We start from the raw sequence: 15,324 nt of genomic DNA, 5'->3' as shown, positions 1-15,324 counted from the left end.
GAATGAAAATCGTAGGAATTGCAGGTTCTAATGTGGGTTCTAAAACAAGAACAGCGATGGATTATACGTTGAAATTGGCAAGTGAAAAATATCCCAATGCAGAAATCAAATTACTAGACCTTGCAGAATATGAAGTGGTCTTTAGTGATGGGCGAAATTATTGGGAATATGAAGGGGATACAAAGTATGTAACGGAAACAATCATGGCAGCAGATGCGATTATTATTGGTACACCAACATTTCAAGCATCTATTCCAGCGACATTAAAAAATATTTTTGATTTATTACCAGTTAACGCTTTTCGAGATAAAGTGGTGAGCATGCTTGTTACAGCCGGAACAGCGAAACATTATTTAATGGTGGAGCAGCAGTTAAAACCAATTTTATCCTATATGAAGGCGCATATTGTCCCAACGTATGTATTTATTGAAGAAAAAGATTTCCACCGAAAAGAAATCATCAATGATGATATTCTTTTCCGGATGGAGCGTTTAGTGGAAGATACAGTACTACTTGTTGACGCATATGCAGGCATTCGTCAAATGAAAGATGCAGAATATGATTTTTAATTTTATACTCTGAAAAAACGCTGATGAAGCAGGAGAATACTGCATAATCGGCGTTTTTTATGTATTGTTTTTCCATACGGATCACGTCCTTTTTAAGAGTAATAGTATCAGTATGTCCAAGCTTCATAGATTAATTGCAATTGTTTTAAGGTTTTTCACCAAAGCCAGATAACTAGTAAAACACATGAATGGGACAGAGTAGAAGTAACGTATCATTATTTGCTACTTTGCCCCTGGTTACAGCAACGCTGGTACTGAGCCTTATAATGAAGGGTTCTTTTTACGATCGTGTATTTTTAAAATAAACTTTGCAAATTGATTTGTAAATGGCAGGAATAGAAGTGAAACTAATATATTAAAGATAACACTAACATGTGCTAGCTGAACATCTGGATGGGAGGACAGTAGTTGACCAAGGTCAGTAAGCCATCCTATGAAAGGGAAAAATACAGCAACTCCTAATATATTAATCCATACATGAGCCCAGGCAGTAAGTAGCGATTCCTTTACACGTGAGACATAACCAGCAAATAATACATCTACACATGTACCAATATTAGCCCCCAGCATAATCGCAACTGCTGTATCTAACTCCATAATACCTGACGTAAGGAATCCCATTGTAATTCCTACAGTAGCACTGCTTGATTGAATCGTTCCTGCAATTACTATTCCGGCTAAAACAGCATAAAAGGAATTGTTACCTAGTTTTAGGAGTAATTGGTTAACGAATTCCATTTCTAACAATGAGGATGCCAAATATTCAAATCCCCACATAGCTCCAAAGACGGCAGCTAAACCAAGTAAAATAAACCCTGAACTGCGAAGGATTTTTCCTTTTATCAATGCAAACACTCCACCGACAACTGCCATAGGAATGATGAGCGAATCAATGTCCAGCGTAATAATTTCTGCATCTACAGTTGTACCAATATTAGTACCGAGTATAATTCCAATGGCTTGTGGAAATGTCAGTTTTCTGGCGGAAATGAGCCCAATTGTAATGACCATTACTGCAGAACTGCTATTTAGAACAGCTGTGACTAGAGTACCTATTATTAGACCTTTCCATGGCGCACCCGTTATAGTAAATAGCCATTTATTAAGGGATGGTCCTGAAAAATTAAATAGTCCCTTGCCAAATAAGAACATTCCATAAATGAATAGTCCAATAAATAGCAGAAAGAGAAATAATTCTAGCATCTTTAACCTCCTTTCTAATTAATCGATATTTTTTACCATGAACATGCAATGCAAAGGTTTAGCCTCCTATGGGACTAGTAGTATTTTTTAGGATTAAATGCTCTAATTAAAACAGAATCTGGATTCATATTTTTCTCTGAATAGACATTATCTGGAGAAAAGTCTTGACCTTCAGATAATATGTTAAAGATCTTATTAGTTTGGTTTGCAAAAAGTATTCTTAAAAGTGTCAGCTCAAGAATGAAAAAGACTGCCAGGAAAATAAATAGCATTAATTGGTGCATTTTTTCACCTCCCTTATATATCAATATATGATTATAAGCTTGCGATGCTTGGACAATTGATGAATGAAAAGAAAGAGTCTGTAAAAAATGAGAGATTAATAGAGGATGAAAAAAGACATTTTCCCAATATTTCGATTAAACTAACGCATATTTTATTATTCTGTAATAAACACACAGACAAAAGCTGCTGGTATGGAATATAGTAGAGTAATTGAAAGTAAGGAGGAAATCAAATTGACTAATCCAATCTGTCTGCTATTGGAACAAACCCCTCCAGGTACTCTTATACAAGAACTAATGATCAATGGAGAAGATGTATCAAGAGTTGAGGAATTTGTAAAGTATGATAGAGTAACAGGTTTGGCTTTTTTTACCAATAAATCTAATAGTGTTTTTGTGGCAATCGCTGAAAAAATTGACATGATTGAGTTTATACCCAAAATCGAGAACTAAAAAATAGGACTGTCCTATAAATGAAATAAAGTAAAATAATTGAAAGCAGAGGAGGAAATCAAATTGTCTAATTCTATCCGTCTTCTATTGAAACAAACCTCCCCATATACACTTGTAAAAGAACTAATAATCAATGGAAAAGAAGTATCAGGAGTTGAGAAGTTTGTAAAGTTTGATAGATTATCAGGCCTTGCTTATTTCAGTAAAGAGTCTAATGATATTTTTGTGGTAATATGCGAGAAAATTGACAAAATTGAGTTTGTATCCGCAGCCGAAAGCAAACCGAAACCAAAAGCGAAACCGATACGGAAACCGGTACTGAAACCGGTACGGGAACCGATACGGAAACCGATACCGAAACCGATACTCAACTTTAAAACAAAGTCTGAGTAATAATAGGTCAGGCTATATGAATGAAATATAGTAAAGTAATTGAGAGTAAAGGAGGAAACTAAATTGCCTCATCCAATCTGTCGGCTGTTGGAAGAAACCCCTCCAGGTACACTTGTAAAACAAATATTGATGAGTGGAGAAGATATCTCTGGATTTGACACATTTGTAAAGTACGATAAACTAGAAGGTCTTGCCCATTTTACCAATAAATCAAATAGTAGTGTTTTTGTGGCGACCGGTGAAAGAATTGACATGATTGAATTTATAATTGAAATCAAATCCAAGCAAAAATGAGTTTGGATTTATATCAAATTTCTGGATATAAAAATGTAAGTTTTAAATCTTATGCTTGCCCCAGGCGTCTGTGGGTATGATTTCACAAAAAGGGTATATTCCCTTTTTTTATCATTTTATCTAAATTTTTGAAATCGTTAAAAGAAAAAATTTATTTTTTGGAGGTGATATTGATGTTTTCACTCATTCTTTTAGTTTTTCTCTTTTTATTGTCCTCATTCTTTGCATCAGCAGAAACAGCTTTAGCGAGTGTGAATCAAGTAAGGTTAAAAAAATTTGTTAACGAAGGAAGAAGAGGAAGTGATAAAGCTCTTTATCTTACTAAACCCGAAAATTTCGATAAATCACTTTCTTCAATTCTAGTGGGAAATAACATTGTGAACATTGCAGCGGCAAGTATATCAACTAAATTGTTGACTGATATATTTGGCGGAAATATTGGTGTATGGATAAGTACAGTGGTCATGAGTATTCTGATATTGATATTTGGAGAAATCATTCCGAAATCATTAGCGAAGAATCATGCAGAATCCTATTCTTTAGCTATATCAAATGTTATATATATTTTAAATAAACTGCTTGCCCCTATAAATTCTCTTCTCCTCAGTTCAAAAATACTGTTCACAAAATTGTTTTCAAATAATAATAAATTGCCTTCTATCACTGAAGAAGAAATAAAATTAATTATAAATATGGGTAAGGAAGAGGGAGTAATTGATGCTGTAGAAAGCCAACTAATCCATCGATCAATGGATCTAGATGAGATCTCCTTGAAAGAAATTTTAACCCCACGTGTGGATATTGTTGCTATTGATATCACCTTAACCACTGAAGAAATAACAAAAGTTTTTTTTAAAGAGCGCTTTTCAAGAATTCTTGTTTATGAAAAGAGTATGGATAATATTATTGGATTTTTATCTAAGAAGGAATTTTTATCGCATTTGCTAAAGTATAAAGAGATAAATATTAAAGACCTGCTAAGAGAACCATTGTATGTAACGGAATCTATGAAGGCTTCAGTTCTATTACCGCGCTTGCAAAAAGACAAAATGCGTATGGCAATTGTTTTAAATGAATTTGGAGTAACAATAGGTCTCGTAACTTTGGAGGATATTTTAGAAATGATTGTTGGTGAAATATTAGATGAAAATGAGGGATCGAAGAAATTAGTATCTCAAATAAATGAAAATGTATACATTTTTGATGCTCAATACCCTTTACGTGATTTCGCTGAGTTGATGCATGTATCCTTACCTAAAAGTGCCTATTTTGTATTAGGAGGATGGATTCTCGAAAAGCTTGAAGCAATTCCTTTAAAAGGAGATTCATTTTATTATGAAAAATTAAAGATAAGTGTTGATGAAGTAGTAGATAGACGAGTAAGAAAGATTAAAGTTGAAATTCAGGGCAACGAAGTAGCACATAAAAACAGCTCTGAGGAGTGAAAAATCTTCGGAATAATATCAAATCACACACCTCTAAAATACAACAAATTTGAGATGATTTTCTTTATCCAAAACATGTTTAAAGCGTATTTTATAGGTTATTAAGGGAGATTATGACAAACTTCAAAACCCGGAATTTCAAATTGTAAAATAGTTAGAGTGAATGATCAAATAATCTATAGAACACAGGTGGTGAACCAATAACATACTTTCTTTCTTCAATTGTTAACTTTACATGATTATTAGTTTTAGAAAGGAGAGAATTGGATGGAGTCATTATGGCTAGAGTATGCTTGGGCATTGTTAATTCTAATAGGATTAGAAGGATTGCTATCGGCAGACAATGCTCTTGTACTAGCAGTTATAGCCAAGCATTTACCCGAAGATCAGAAAAAAAGAGCGATAAATTACGGAATCATTACGGCCTTTGCTTTTCGATTTGCTACCCTTTTTGCCATTTCATTTATTGTAAATGTCTGGCAGATACAGGCAATAGGAGCGGCTTATCTTCTTTACCTAGGATTAAAGCACATCATTCAGGCGCGGTTCGGAAAAGACAATAAGAATATTCATAAGGACGATGAAAAGGAATCTGCAGGTAAAAGTTTCTGGCCCACAGTAGGAAAGATTGCAGTAGCTGACCTTGCTTTTGCAATTGATTCAATTCTAGCGGCAGTTGCTCTTGCCCTAGGCCTTCCAGATTCACCACTAGACGATTTCGGTGGTATGGATGGAGGACAGTTCTTGGTTGTTATTCTTGGAGGGGTTGCTGGTCTTATTTTGATTAAGTTTGTAGCAACCTGGTTTGTACAGCTTCTTGAAAAACGTCCAGCATTGGAAACAACGGCATATGCAATTGTTGCATGGGTGGGTGTCAAACTTGCTGTAATTACCCTTGCCCATGAGGATATTGGTATCTTAGACCATGATTTTCCACACAGTACAGCTTGGACTCTGATTTTCTATGGAGTTTTAGTCGGTATTGCCCTAATTGGTTGGTTTATACCAAGAAATCAGTCTTTCAGATAAATCCTAAAAGATAAGTGTAAAATAACTTGTATGCAAATCACTTAAATGAATTATATAATATAAATATTAAAGATGATGAATGTAGATACCTCATTAATGGTGATCAGATTGCTGAGAAAGGGAGTATACACTCTTTCTCTAGATTTATTATAGTTATAAAATGAATGAATTGTCATTCGTTTTTTCATTGATTGAAGGCAGAATAGTTCCCGTCACAGTCTGATATCATTAAAACATAATGTTTAAATGTAATTAAAAATTAATATATTGAGGAGGATATATATGGAGCATATTATCGTGGATACGCAGAATGGGGTTCGCACATTGACGTTAAACAATCCTGAGCGTCTCAATGCGGTCAATGATAAATTTAGATCTATATAATCCAGTGAAATTATTTTAGTAAAAGCTAAACCTGGTTTTGTCCGTTGAATAAATAACTTTACACATCTATCTGTAGACTCTGAACAATCCGGCCAGGGGCTCCTATACATAATAGATCCTTCGAAAATCCTATCAATTCCATGCCCAGTTCTCTCCGCCAAACCAATGCTTTTTAGAGCATAGGTAGTAATACTTCATTTTCTTCTTTAACTCCTTAACGAACAAGGAACTTCAGCCCATTACCATTCGTGGATTCAGGCGTATTCATGCTTCATTACTATTTGAAGCTGTGGCAAGTATTAAAGATGTTCAAGTAAGACTAGGGCATAAAGATATTCAAACAACGATGAATATCTTTACTCACGTGACAAATACAGCAAAAGAAAAACTAGCAAATTTATTTAAACATTATATGAGTTTTTGAGGAAGGGTATTCAAGCCGGAATTTTGTGAATTAAAAACCCTTTCTCGGATTTCCGAGAAAGGGCCGTAAATGTTGATATACCAATAATATTAACGATTTGAGAACTGAGGTGCACGATGAGTGCCTTTAAGACCGTATTTTTACGCTCTTTTATTAATTTGCGGGATATATATCTTCACAAGAGAAATTAGATTATCGTTTACCGGTTAACCTCGTTTCACCAGAATTCGGAAATTTGATGTTATCTTTTACCGTTTGATCTAATTCAACCTGTGAATGGGCTTGACCTATACTTAAAATCAAACATCCTCTTCAAAATGAGATGTATCACCTACTGTTTCGAATATGAATCTTTTACCATCCCAATGAAAAACAGTAAGACTTGTCCCATAAATGAATGGAGGATCCCACATTTTTTCGATAGGGATATTCATAGTGTAGAGTAATAAGGCTTTAATCGTTGCTGCATGTGAGACAACGAGAACATTACCACTGGGATTTTCAGCAAGAATTTTATTTAAAACATTCTCGACCCTTTTCTTTAAATCGTTGATCCCTTCCCCTTTATGTGGTCTATGATCGTATAGGTGAGGAGCGTTCCAGTAATCGAAATACTCTTTTTTAAAATTTTTCTCAATCTCTTCCTTTGTCTTCCCCTCCCATTCTCCGTAACTAATTTCTTTTAAATTTTCGTCCGTTATAATGGGAATGTTTCTTCCTGAACAAATATATTTTGCCGTTTGAATGGTACGCTCGTTAGGGCTTGAATAAACGGCACGAAATTCAATGTTCGATAATCTTTTCCCCAACAATTTAGCATTTCTTATTCCTTTTTCCGTAAGCGGAGAGTTTTTCCATCCTTGTAAGCGATTCTCCGTATTCCATTGCGTCTCACCATGACGTACTAAATAAATCGTTAACATAAATTCTTTCCTCCAATATATTTCTTTCCATAATATATAAAAAATAATAGGGCTTTACGCCGATCCTTACTTTGATATCACATATAACATTTTTACGACGTTAACATATTCTTTTGAAACGCCCCTTTTTAATAAGAGTCTTTCTAAACCCGAATAACCCTGGATTTGTGTAGGTAATTCTCCGGTCTAGCACCTTAGACATCATCGTTATACTATATATTATGTAATAACTTCCTATCAGGAAGTGTATAAGCCTACTTCACATGAAAGTGTGCTGTTTCAAAAGGTCTTTTAAGAGTAATAGTATCAGTATGTCCGAGCTTAAGAGATTAATTGCAATTGTTTTAAAGTTTTTGCACCAGAACCGTTTGAAAAGTAGGTTATATGTTTGGAAAACATGTTTTTGTAATATGAAATTTCTATTTCAAAAAAATTACAAAAGACATATTTCAGACAAAATCCTGTCAAGAATACGTCAAAAATCACCTGAATTTATTATGCGGGTATATTATACAATTTGATTAACAAACAAAACACTGTGGAAATAGTGAGAAGGTAAAGTGTAAGTTTTACTTTGATGCACTAAAAGACTGAAAATTTATACTTTCCGATAATACATAAGTGGTACTATCTTTTCGTATTTCCAATGGATTGGATTGCAATGAGAATCTCTTTAATCATTACGACTCAATCTATTTAAAAATATAAACATTTTAAGAAGGAAGTGACTTTGACATGGATACGCTCGAATTAGCAAGAATACAATTTGCATCCACGACGATTTTTCATTATTTTGTCGTTCCGTTGTCTATTGGTTTAGCCTTTATCATTGCGCTAATGCAAACGTTGTATGTGGTAAAGGGACAAGAAAATTATAAGAAGATGACGAAATTTTGGGCGCAGTTATTCCTTGTTAACTTTGCAGTAGGTGTTGTAACAGGTATTTTACAAGAATTTCAGTTTGGTATGAACTGGTCAACGTATTCACGTTTTGTTGGTGATGTTTTTGGACCATCACTTGCAATTGAAGGGCTATTAGCCTTTTTTATAGAATCAACATTTCTTGGGTTATGGGTATTTGGTGCGGATAAACTTCCGAAGCGAATCCACCTTTTATGTATTTGGCTTTTGTCACTAGGAACAATGTTATCATCATTTTGGATTTTAACTGCAAGTGCCTTTATGCATGCTCCGGTAGGATATGAAATGGCAGCAGATGGACGTGCGCAGATGAACGATTTCTGGGCAATTATTCAAAATCCGCAACTATGGGTGCAGTTCCCACATACGATTACAGCAGCATTGGCAACAGGAGCATTCTTTATCGCTGGTGTTAGCGCATGGAAAATTTCAAGAAGACAAGAGACGGAGATGTTTAAAAAGTCTTTCCGAGTTTCAATTACTGTTGGAACAATTGCAACAGCTCTTGTATTATTCTTTGGTCATGCACAAGCGCAGCATTTAATTAAATCACAACCAATGAAAATGGCAGCAGCTGAAGCATTATGGAATACAAGTGAAGATCCAGCACCATTTACAGTTTTAGCAAACATTAATCCGGAAACAAAATCAAATTCGTTTGAAATTCAAATTCCATACATGTTAAGTCTATTGTCTTATGATAAATTTAGCGGTCAAGTAGAAGGTATGAATCAAATTCAAAAGCAATATGAAGAAAAATATGGACCTGGAGATTACATTCCGCCAGTACGTACAATGTTTTGGAGCTTTAGAGCGATGGTAATGAGCGGAACATTTATGATGCTTTTAGGAGCTTACGGATGGTTCTTATCAAGAAAAGATCGTTTAACTGAAAAGTCTTGGTATTTAAAATTAATGGTGTATGCGATTGCTCTTCCATTCATCGGTAATACAGTTGGATGGATTATGACTGAAATGGGCCGTCAACCGTGGGTTGTCTTTGGTGTTATGAAAACAGAAGATGCTGTATCACCAAATGTAACATTTGGTGAAGTATTATTCTCACTTATTTCATTCACATCACTGTATTTAATTATGGGTGGAATTTGCGTTTACTTATTCGTTCGTATTATTAAAGGACATGCGAATAAGAAAACGAAAAAGGATTATCAAAGCCATGATCCATTCGATAAGGAGGAAGAGTATGTTATCTCTTAATGAGTTGTGGTTTTTAATTATCTCAATCTTATTTGTTGGATTTTTTGTACTTGAAGGTTTCGATTTTGGTGTAGGAACAGTTTCGAGGTTTTTAGGAAAGAACGATTTTGAAAAACGAGTTTACTTAAATACAATCGGACCGTTTTGGCATGCGAATGAAGTATGGCTTGTTTGTGCTGGTGGCGCTATGTTTGCGGCATTTCCACATTGGTATGCAACCTTATTTAGCGGCTTCTATATTCCGTTTGTATTTATGCTGCTTGCTTTAATTATGAGAGGAGTTGCTTTTAAATTTCGTGCGAAAATAGACAATCATAAATGGAAGAACGCATGGGATTGGGGCATATTTATTGGAAGTTTGCTACCACCTATCCTTTGGGGAGTTGCGATTGCAAACTTTATGGTAGGTGTACCTATTGATGAAACTAAAAATGTAGTAGGTGGATTCCTGCAATTACTGCATCCATTTGCGTTACTTGGAGGAGTAATGTTCCTACTATTATGTATCGTCCATGGATTACAATTTCTCACAATACGTACAACTGGTAAATTAAGAGAACGTGCACGTATTGCTGCAATAAAAATTGCTCCCTTTTCACTAATAGCACTCTTTATTTTTGCCGGTGTGGGATTATGGAAAACCGATATTTTCACTACTCATGGCACAGAGTGGATTATGGCTCCAATTGGAGCTTTTGTAGCGTTATTTACGTCAACGTTATTAAATAAAAGAAGAAGAGACGGCTTAGCTTTCTTTATGACGAGTTTAACAATCATTTTGCTAAGTGCAAGTGTGTTTATTGGCATGTTCCCTCGTGTCATGATTAGTACGTTAGGGGCGATGAATGATTTAACAATTTATAATGCAGCATCAGGGGCTTACGCATTAAAACTCATGACGTATTTTTCGATTGCTATATTGCCGTTTGTAATCGGAAGTCAAATATGGAGTTTTTATGTGTTTAGACAACCTGTTAAGTCAGACAATGATTTGGAGTACTAATGAAAAGAAAAAGAGGACTTCCGTCTTATCCTGGTAGCCGTATTTTATATGTAGCATTAAGTATTATTAGTATTTTAGAAGCTTGTAGCATTATTGCACAGACCGTTTTTTTAGCTCGTGCTATTACGTTTTTATTTCATGGAGAAGTAGTTCAAACAGTGCTAAATGAAATTTTATATTTTGGAATTTCATTTGCTGTACGTCAAATATTGGTTCGAACATCACAGTTACTTGTTGAACGCTTTGCTGAAAAAGTGGGATTGCTACTACGCAAACAATTAATTGAGGCATATTTCACATTAGGACCAAGATTTGTTCAAACAAGTGGAACTGGTCATCTGGTGACCTTATTAATTGAAGGGGTAGAGAAGCTTAAAACATATATTGAGTTAACAATCCCTCGAATGATTAGAAGTTGTATCGTTCCAGCGCTTCTTGTTATATATGTCTCGACACTTGATTTGGAGTCAGCGGTGATTTTAGTTGTAACAATTCCTATTGTCATTGTATTTATGATCCTTTTAGGACTAGCAGCACAGAAAATGGCCGATAAGCAGTATGACACGTATCGTATACTATCGAATCATTTTGTAGATACGTTAAAAGGATTAGAAACATTGAAATATTTAGGGAAGAGCAAAGAGCATGAAGGTAAAATTGAAAAAGTGAGTAAAAGATATAGGAAAGCAACCATTCGCACATTGCGAGTTGCTTTTCTTTCTTCTTTTGCACTTGATTTCTTTACGAGTTTATCGATTGCTTTTGTTGCAGTAGGTCTTGGAATTCGTCTAATAGACGGAACGATTCTGTTGTTGCCAGCTCTTACAATTTTAATTTTAGCTCCAGAATATTTTTTGCCAATTCGCCAAGTTGGGGCCAACTATCACGCGACATTAGATGGACAAATCGCAATGGAGCAAATGGAAGAGATTTTAGATCAACAAAAAGGTGTGTCTGCTCATATAAGTAGTGTGAAAATGATGTGGGATTCATCTAGTAGTATGGAATTAAAAGATATAAATGTTTGTAATGATGAAACAGGAAAAGCGATACTAGAAGATATTTGCTTTTCATGGAAAGGTAATGGAATGATTGGCATTATTGGAGAAAGCGGAGCAGGGAAATCGACATTAATCGATGTATTAGCAGGATTTCTTCAGCCGTTACATGGAAGCCTGATTGTGGATGGAAATACAATACATGCATATACGCGGGAAGCATGGATCCAAAATATTGCTTATATTCCGCAGCAACCATATATCTTTCCGATTTCATTAAGAGATAATCTTTGTTTTTATGAGACAAATACAACTGATGAAGAAATAGAAAGAGTAATCGATGAGGTCGGTCTTCGTTCACTTATTGGTTCTCTTCCAAATGGAATGTATGAAAGAATTGGAGAAGGTGGGCGTATGCTAAGTGGTGGGCAAGAACAACGCGTTGCGATGGCCCGTGCTCTTTTAAGTAAAAAGCCTATCATTTTATTAGATGAACCGACAGCTCACCTTGATATTGAAACTGAATTTGAGATAAAGCAAGCCATGTTACGTGTATTTAAGGGGAAGCTTGTCTTTTTTGCAACTCATCGTCTTCATTGGATGAAACAAATGGATCATATTCTTGTTTTGGAAAAAGGTAAGATTTTAGAAAAAGGAACATATGAAGGGCTTTTTGCGAAAAAATCATTACATTTTCATACTGAAGGGAGGAGAGCGAAATGAATAACTGGAGTGGGCCTTATATAAAGAAAAATAAAGGGGGAATGACCCTGACTCTTATTCTCGGCCTTCTTGGGGTAAGTTCAGGGGCAATGCTACTTTTCATTTCAGGTTATTTAATTTCTAAATCTTCCCTTCGGCCGGAAAATATAATGGCTGTATATGTTCCGATTGTGGCAACGCGTGCGTTTAGTATCGGGCAAGCAGTCTTTCATTATGTAGAGCGCTTAGTTGGACATGATGTGGTTCTCCGTATATTAGAAAAAATGCGCACAAAGTTATATAGAATAGTAGAACCGCAAGCTTTATTTTTACGGTCTCGCTTTCAAACTGGCGATGTATTAGGTGTGTTATCTGAAGATATCGAGCATTTACAAAATCTATATTTACGAACAATATTTCCTAGTATATTAGCGTTAGCTATATATAGTATATTTGTTGTTGTCCTTGGTGCGTTTGATTGGATGTTTGCACTTATAGCAGGAAGCATGTTAGCTGTTATTGTCTTTCTCCTTCCATTCGTCTCGCTATTCATGATGAAACAACATCATGTTATATTGAAGCAGGGTAGGAATCGTTTATATCAACAATTGACAGATGCTGTATTTGGGTTATCCGATTGGCAAGCAAGTGGCAGAACAACTGAGTTTGTAAAAGAATATACAGAGCAAAATGTCCAGTTAGTAAAGATTGAAAAGAAAATGAAGCGTTGGCATCATATTCGAGATGGGATTATTCATTTAATAGTAGGAATGGTTGTTATTTCCATGATCATTTGGACTGGAAATCAAGCGGAAAGCGGGCAAATTGCACCAACAGTGATTGCGGCATTTATATTAATGACACTATCAATAACAAATGTGCTTATCCCTGTCTCAGATGCAATTGATCGAATTCCATCTTATATAGAGTCTGCACATCGGCTTAATAGTGTGGAAAATGAGATGGCTCCACAAGACGAACAAGAGAAGGGTGAAGATAAAAGAGATGTTGTGCCCAAAGATGTAGAAATTGAATTGCGCAATGTATCGTATAGTTATCCGGAAAGTAACGAGTTAGTATTAAAAGATGTATCGCTTAAAATAAAGGCAGGAAAGAAGATTGCTATTTTAGGGAGAAGCGGAACAGGGAAATCTACTTTATTAAAGTTATTAACAGGCGCTCTGAGTCCAATAAATGGTCAAGTTTTACTAAATGGAAAATTAGCACATACGAACCTTATATCAAAATATATTTCTGTGTTAAATCAAAAACCACATTTGTTTGATACGACAATTGGGAATAACGTGCGGATTGGAAGACCTGAAGCTGCTAATCAAGATATTTGGAAAGCTTTAGAACAAGCACAAATCGCTTCTCATATTCAATCTCTTCCGAATGGATTACAAACGAAAATGCATGAGATGGGGAAGAGATTTTCCGGAGGTGAAAGGCAAAGAGTAGCTTTTGCAAGAACTCTTATGCAAGAAGCACCCATTATTATACTGGATGAACCGACTATTAGTTTGGATCCTAAAACGGAAGTAGCTTTATTGAAAACGATGTTTGCGGCAACGAAAGATAAAACTGTAATTTGGGTAACACATCATCTTGTAGGAATTGAGTATGTGGATGAAATTATTTTTCTCGAGGATGGTCACATCACGATACAAGGTAGTCATGAGCAACTTCTTGTAGAAAATGAGAAATATCGTAGACTCTATAAGATGGATCAAGGAATGTAAAAAACATCGTTATGAAAAGCACGAATTCTTGCTAGTTTAAGATTCGTGCTGTTTTATCCCGCATTAACGGGCAGTAATACTCCCACCTCAAAATTCGGCGAAAGCAATGTCCAGCTCTAGTGGCTAGAATCTCCGGTCGTTTCGCCCCCCTCGGATGAGGTGAAAAGAGCCTCTCTGCCTAGGGCTCCAACGTCCAGCGATTTTGAGCGAGCCGCTTCCGCTTTTCTAAAGATGGAAAATGAATGTTCATCGAATGCAGAGTAGCATACGATTTGTAAGTGGGTTTAGAACCTAGCACATAAAGGCAATACTGAGCCATAGTAGGAATGTAAGTGAAAGGATGATTGTATGTTTGAGGAAGATGGGATGATTTTACTTATGGAACCTGAAGATGAAAGAAATCTTAGGAAATTCAGTTTGACTATACCTCAGTCAGCTTATAAGAGAAAACAAATTTCTTTACAATATGGAGCGGCTATAGGAGAAGGATACACAAATGTTATTGAGGAAATTATCAGTGTTCATATAGAATCAGAACTTGTCACAGTTATAGGATATGTAAGAAAGTAAGCGGCAGGATAGAGAAAAGGACATACTTAAGTGATGCTTAAGTATGTCTTTTTCTTTATGAAAATTCCGTATGCTTTTCAAAATTGATTATGAAAAGGAAAATGAAAAGTTTTGCTAGAATATATAAGTTGAGGTAAGGAAAATAAAAAATTAAGTAGCTAGTATTTTAAATCAAGTATAACGAAAGGAATAAGTGTTTATACATGTATAGAAGAAGCAATGGATTCGTATTCGTTTAGGAGGTAAAATATGAAATTAAAAAAGACAATATTACTTGTGTTTTTAATTGCAATTGGTTTAATGGGATGTTCTGTAATTGAAGAAGGTAAGAATTCAATTGATTATGCTCAAAAGGCAACAGACTATGTGAATGAAGTAAGTGCGTTTGCAAATGAAGCACCGGGATTAGTAGAAAAGGCAATTAACGATAGTGCTGCTCGAAAAGAGTTAGAAACTAAGCTTGGGGAGATTAAAAAGGATATTCCAGCTTTTAATGAATTGACGCCCCCAGATGTAGCAAAGGACATTCATCAGCAAATTGTTGGATATAATGAAAAATTAAGCGCATTAATTGATACAACGATGAAAAAGATAGAAGAAGGGAAACTGGATGTAGAACAATTTAAAAACTCAGAGCTTATGCAGACAGTTCAACAAGTTCAGGATTTAAAAGATAAGGTTCAAAATTTAGGGCAGTAGAGAGGGGATAAAAAAAGTCCGTTATTTATGAGGCCACTGAAAAAGTCCCTATAATTGAAATGAACGAAGG

15 protein-coding genes and 1 pseudogene are annotated in these 15,324 nt (G+C 35.2%); 13 read left to right on the top strand and 3 right to left on the bottom strand.

Going from position 1 to position 15,324, the window contains the following annotated elements; translation table 11 throughout:
- Nucleotides 1-2 precede the first annotated feature (2 nt).
- The gene (locus LOK41_RS03725) at nt 3-569 is read left to right on the top strand and encodes an NADPH-dependent FMN reductase (protein ID WP_241815307.1); all 567 of its coding nucleotides are present in this window, start codon (nt 3-5) and stop codon (nt 567-569) included.
- A gap of 261 nt (nt 570-830) precedes the next feature.
- Here LOK41_RS03725 and LOK41_RS03720 read toward each other — a convergent pair whose 3' ends face one another.
- Entirely contained in the window at nt 831-1,772 is a 942-nt protein-coding gene (locus LOK41_RS03720; protein ID WP_241815306.1) for a Na/Pi symporter, read from the bottom strand.
- A gap of 74 nt (nt 1,773-1,846) precedes the next feature.
- Nucleotides 1,847-2,056 (bottom strand): hypothetical protein, encoded by a 210-nt coding sequence (locus LOK41_RS03715; RefSeq protein WP_241815305.1) that lies wholly within the window; start codon nt 2,054-2,056, stop codon nt 1,847-1,849.
- A 234-nt stretch (nt 2,057-2,290) separates the two neighbouring features.
- On the opposite strand from LOK41_RS03715, the gene LOK41_RS03710 reads away from it, so the two are divergent.
- The 6 genes and pseudogenes from LOK41_RS03710 to LOK41_RS03685 form a co-directional block, all read left to right on the top strand.
- Complete coding sequence (locus LOK41_RS03710; RefSeq protein ID WP_241815304.1) at nt 2,291-2,509, top strand: hypothetical protein; 219 nt, start codon at nt 2,291-2,293, stop codon at nt 2,507-2,509.
- A gap of 63 nt (nt 2,510-2,572) precedes the next feature.
- Nucleotides 2,573-2,902: a hypothetical protein gene (locus tag LOK41_RS03705; RefSeq protein WP_241815303.1), complete on the top strand. Its 330-nt coding sequence runs from the start codon at nt 2,573-2,575 to the stop codon at nt 2,900-2,902.
- 63 nt (nt 2,903-2,965) lie between these two features.
- Nucleotides 2,966-3,196 (top strand): hypothetical protein, encoded by a 231-nt coding sequence (locus tag LOK41_RS03700; protein WP_241815302.1) that lies wholly within the window; start codon nt 2,966-2,968, stop codon nt 3,194-3,196.
- 173 nt (nt 3,197-3,369) lie between these two features.
- Nucleotides 3,370-4,641 carry a hemolysin family protein gene (locus LOK41_RS03695; protein ID WP_241815301.1) on the top strand — a complete coding sequence of 424 codons (1,272 nt, stop codon included), beginning with the start codon at nt 3,370-3,372 and terminating at the stop codon, nt 4,639-4,641.
- Between the two features lie 267 nt (nt 4,642-4,908).
- Complete coding sequence (locus LOK41_RS03690; RefSeq protein WP_241815300.1) at nt 4,909-5,670, top strand: TerC family protein; 762 nt, start codon at nt 4,909-4,911, stop codon at nt 5,668-5,670.
- Nucleotides 5,671-6,283: 613 nt separating this feature from the next.
- Nucleotides 6,284-6,478: pseudogene (locus LOK41_RS03685) on the top strand (tyrosine-type recombinase/integrase); the annotation flags it as partial.
- A 299-nt stretch (nt 6,479-6,777) separates the two neighbouring features.
- Here LOK41_RS03685 and LOK41_RS03680 read toward each other — a convergent pair.
- Nucleotides 6,778-7,401 carry a histidine phosphatase family protein gene (locus LOK41_RS03680; RefSeq protein ID WP_241815299.1) on the bottom strand — a complete coding sequence of 208 codons (624 nt, stop codon included), beginning with the start codon at nt 7,399-7,401 and terminating at the stop codon, nt 6,778-6,780.
- 735 nt (nt 7,402-8,136) lie between these two features.
- Here LOK41_RS03680 and LOK41_RS03675 point away from each other — a divergent pair.
- The 6 genes from LOK41_RS03675 (at nt 8,137) to LOK41_RS03650 (ending at nt 15,254) form a co-directional block, all read left to right on the top strand.
- A complete protein-coding gene (locus LOK41_RS03675; protein ID WP_241815298.1) occupies nt 8,137-9,540 on the top strand; it encodes a cytochrome ubiquinol oxidase subunit I in 1,404 nt (467 codons plus the stop codon).
- Nucleotides 9,527-10,543, top strand: coding sequence for a cytochrome d ubiquinol oxidase subunit II (gene cydB / locus LOK41_RS03670; protein WP_241815297.1), 1,017 nt, complete (start codon nt 9,527-9,529; stop codon nt 10,541-10,543). Before LOK41_RS03675 ends, cydB begins: the two co-directional genes overlap by 14 nt.
- A complete protein-coding gene (gene cydD / locus LOK41_RS03665; RefSeq protein ID WP_241815296.1) occupies nt 10,543-12,264 on the top strand; it encodes a thiol reductant ABC exporter subunit CydD in 1,722 nt (573 codons plus the stop codon). Before cydB ends, cydD begins: the two co-directional genes overlap by 1 nt.
- Nucleotides 12,261-13,985 carry a thiol reductant ABC exporter subunit CydC gene (gene cydC, locus LOK41_RS03660; protein ID WP_241815295.1) on the top strand — a complete coding sequence of 575 codons (1,725 nt, stop codon included), beginning with the start codon at nt 12,261-12,263 and terminating at the stop codon, nt 13,983-13,985. The genes cydD and cydC overlap by 4 nt, the downstream gene beginning before the upstream one ends.
- A 348-nt stretch (nt 13,986-14,333) precedes the next feature.
- Nucleotides 14,334-14,555 carry a hypothetical protein gene (locus LOK41_RS03655; RefSeq protein WP_174101296.1) on the top strand — a complete coding sequence of 74 codons (222 nt, stop codon included), beginning with the start codon at nt 14,334-14,336 and terminating at the stop codon, nt 14,553-14,555.
- A 249-nt stretch (nt 14,556-14,804) separates the two neighbouring features.
- On the top strand, nt 14,805-15,254 hold the full coding sequence (locus LOK41_RS03650; RefSeq protein WP_241815294.1) for a DUF6376 family protein: 450 nt from the start codon (nt 14,805-14,807) through the stop codon (nt 15,252-15,254).
- Nucleotides 15,255-15,324: the final 70 nt, after the last annotated feature.

It is taken from the genome of Bacillus sp. TL12 (genome assembly GCF_022625245.1).
In the GTDB taxonomy this organism is placed as follows: Bacteria; Bacillota; Bacilli; order Bacillales; family Bacillaceae_G; genus Bacillus_A.
The sequence above is the reverse complement of the archived record's forward strand: the minus strand, read 5'-3'. Positions and strand labels throughout refer to the sequence as shown.

What these genes read in the sequence shown, in the direction of transcription:
- LOK41_RS03725 (WP_241815307.1), top strand. Translation starts at nt 3, where the DNA reads ATGAAAATCGTAGGAATTGCAGGTTCTAATGTGGGTTCTAAAACAAGA.
- LOK41_RS03720 (WP_241815306.1), bottom strand. Translation starts at nt 1,772, where the DNA reads ATGCTAGAATTATTTCTCTTTCTGCTATTTATTGGACTATTCATTTAT.
- LOK41_RS03715 (WP_241815305.1), bottom strand. Translation starts at nt 2,056, where the DNA reads ATGCACCAATTAATGCTATTTATTTTCCTGGCAGTCTTTTTCATTCTT.
- LOK41_RS03695 (WP_241815301.1), top strand. Translation starts at nt 3,370, where the DNA reads ATGTTTTCACTCATTCTTTTAGTTTTTCTCTTTTTATTGTCCTCATTC.
- LOK41_RS03690 (WP_241815300.1), top strand. Translation starts at nt 4,909, where the DNA reads ATGGAGTCATTATGGCTAGAGTATGCTTGGGCATTGTTAATTCTAATA.
- LOK41_RS03680 (WP_241815299.1), bottom strand. Translation starts at nt 7,401, where the DNA reads ATGTTAACGATTTATTTAGTACGTCATGGTGAGACGCAATGGAATACG.
- LOK41_RS03675 (WP_241815298.1), top strand. Translation starts at nt 8,137, where the DNA reads ATGGATACGCTCGAATTAGCAAGAATACAATTTGCATCCACGACGATT.
- cydB (WP_241815297.1), top strand. Translation starts at nt 9,527, where the DNA reads ATGTTATCTCTTAATGAGTTGTGGTTTTTAATTATCTCAATCTTATTT.
- cydD (WP_241815296.1), top strand. Translation starts at nt 10,543, where the DNA reads ATGAAAAGAAAAAGAGGACTTCCGTCTTATCCTGGTAGCCGTATTTTA.
- cydC (WP_241815295.1), top strand. Translation starts at nt 12,261, where the DNA reads ATGAATAACTGGAGTGGGCCTTATATAAAGAAAAATAAAGGGGGAATG.
- LOK41_RS03655 (WP_174101296.1), top strand. Translation starts at nt 14,334, where the DNA reads ATGTTTGAGGAAGATGGGATGATTTTACTTATGGAACCTGAAGATGAA.
- LOK41_RS03650 (WP_241815294.1), top strand. Translation starts at nt 14,805, where the DNA reads ATGAAATTAAAAAAGACAATATTACTTGTGTTTTTAATTGCAATTGGT.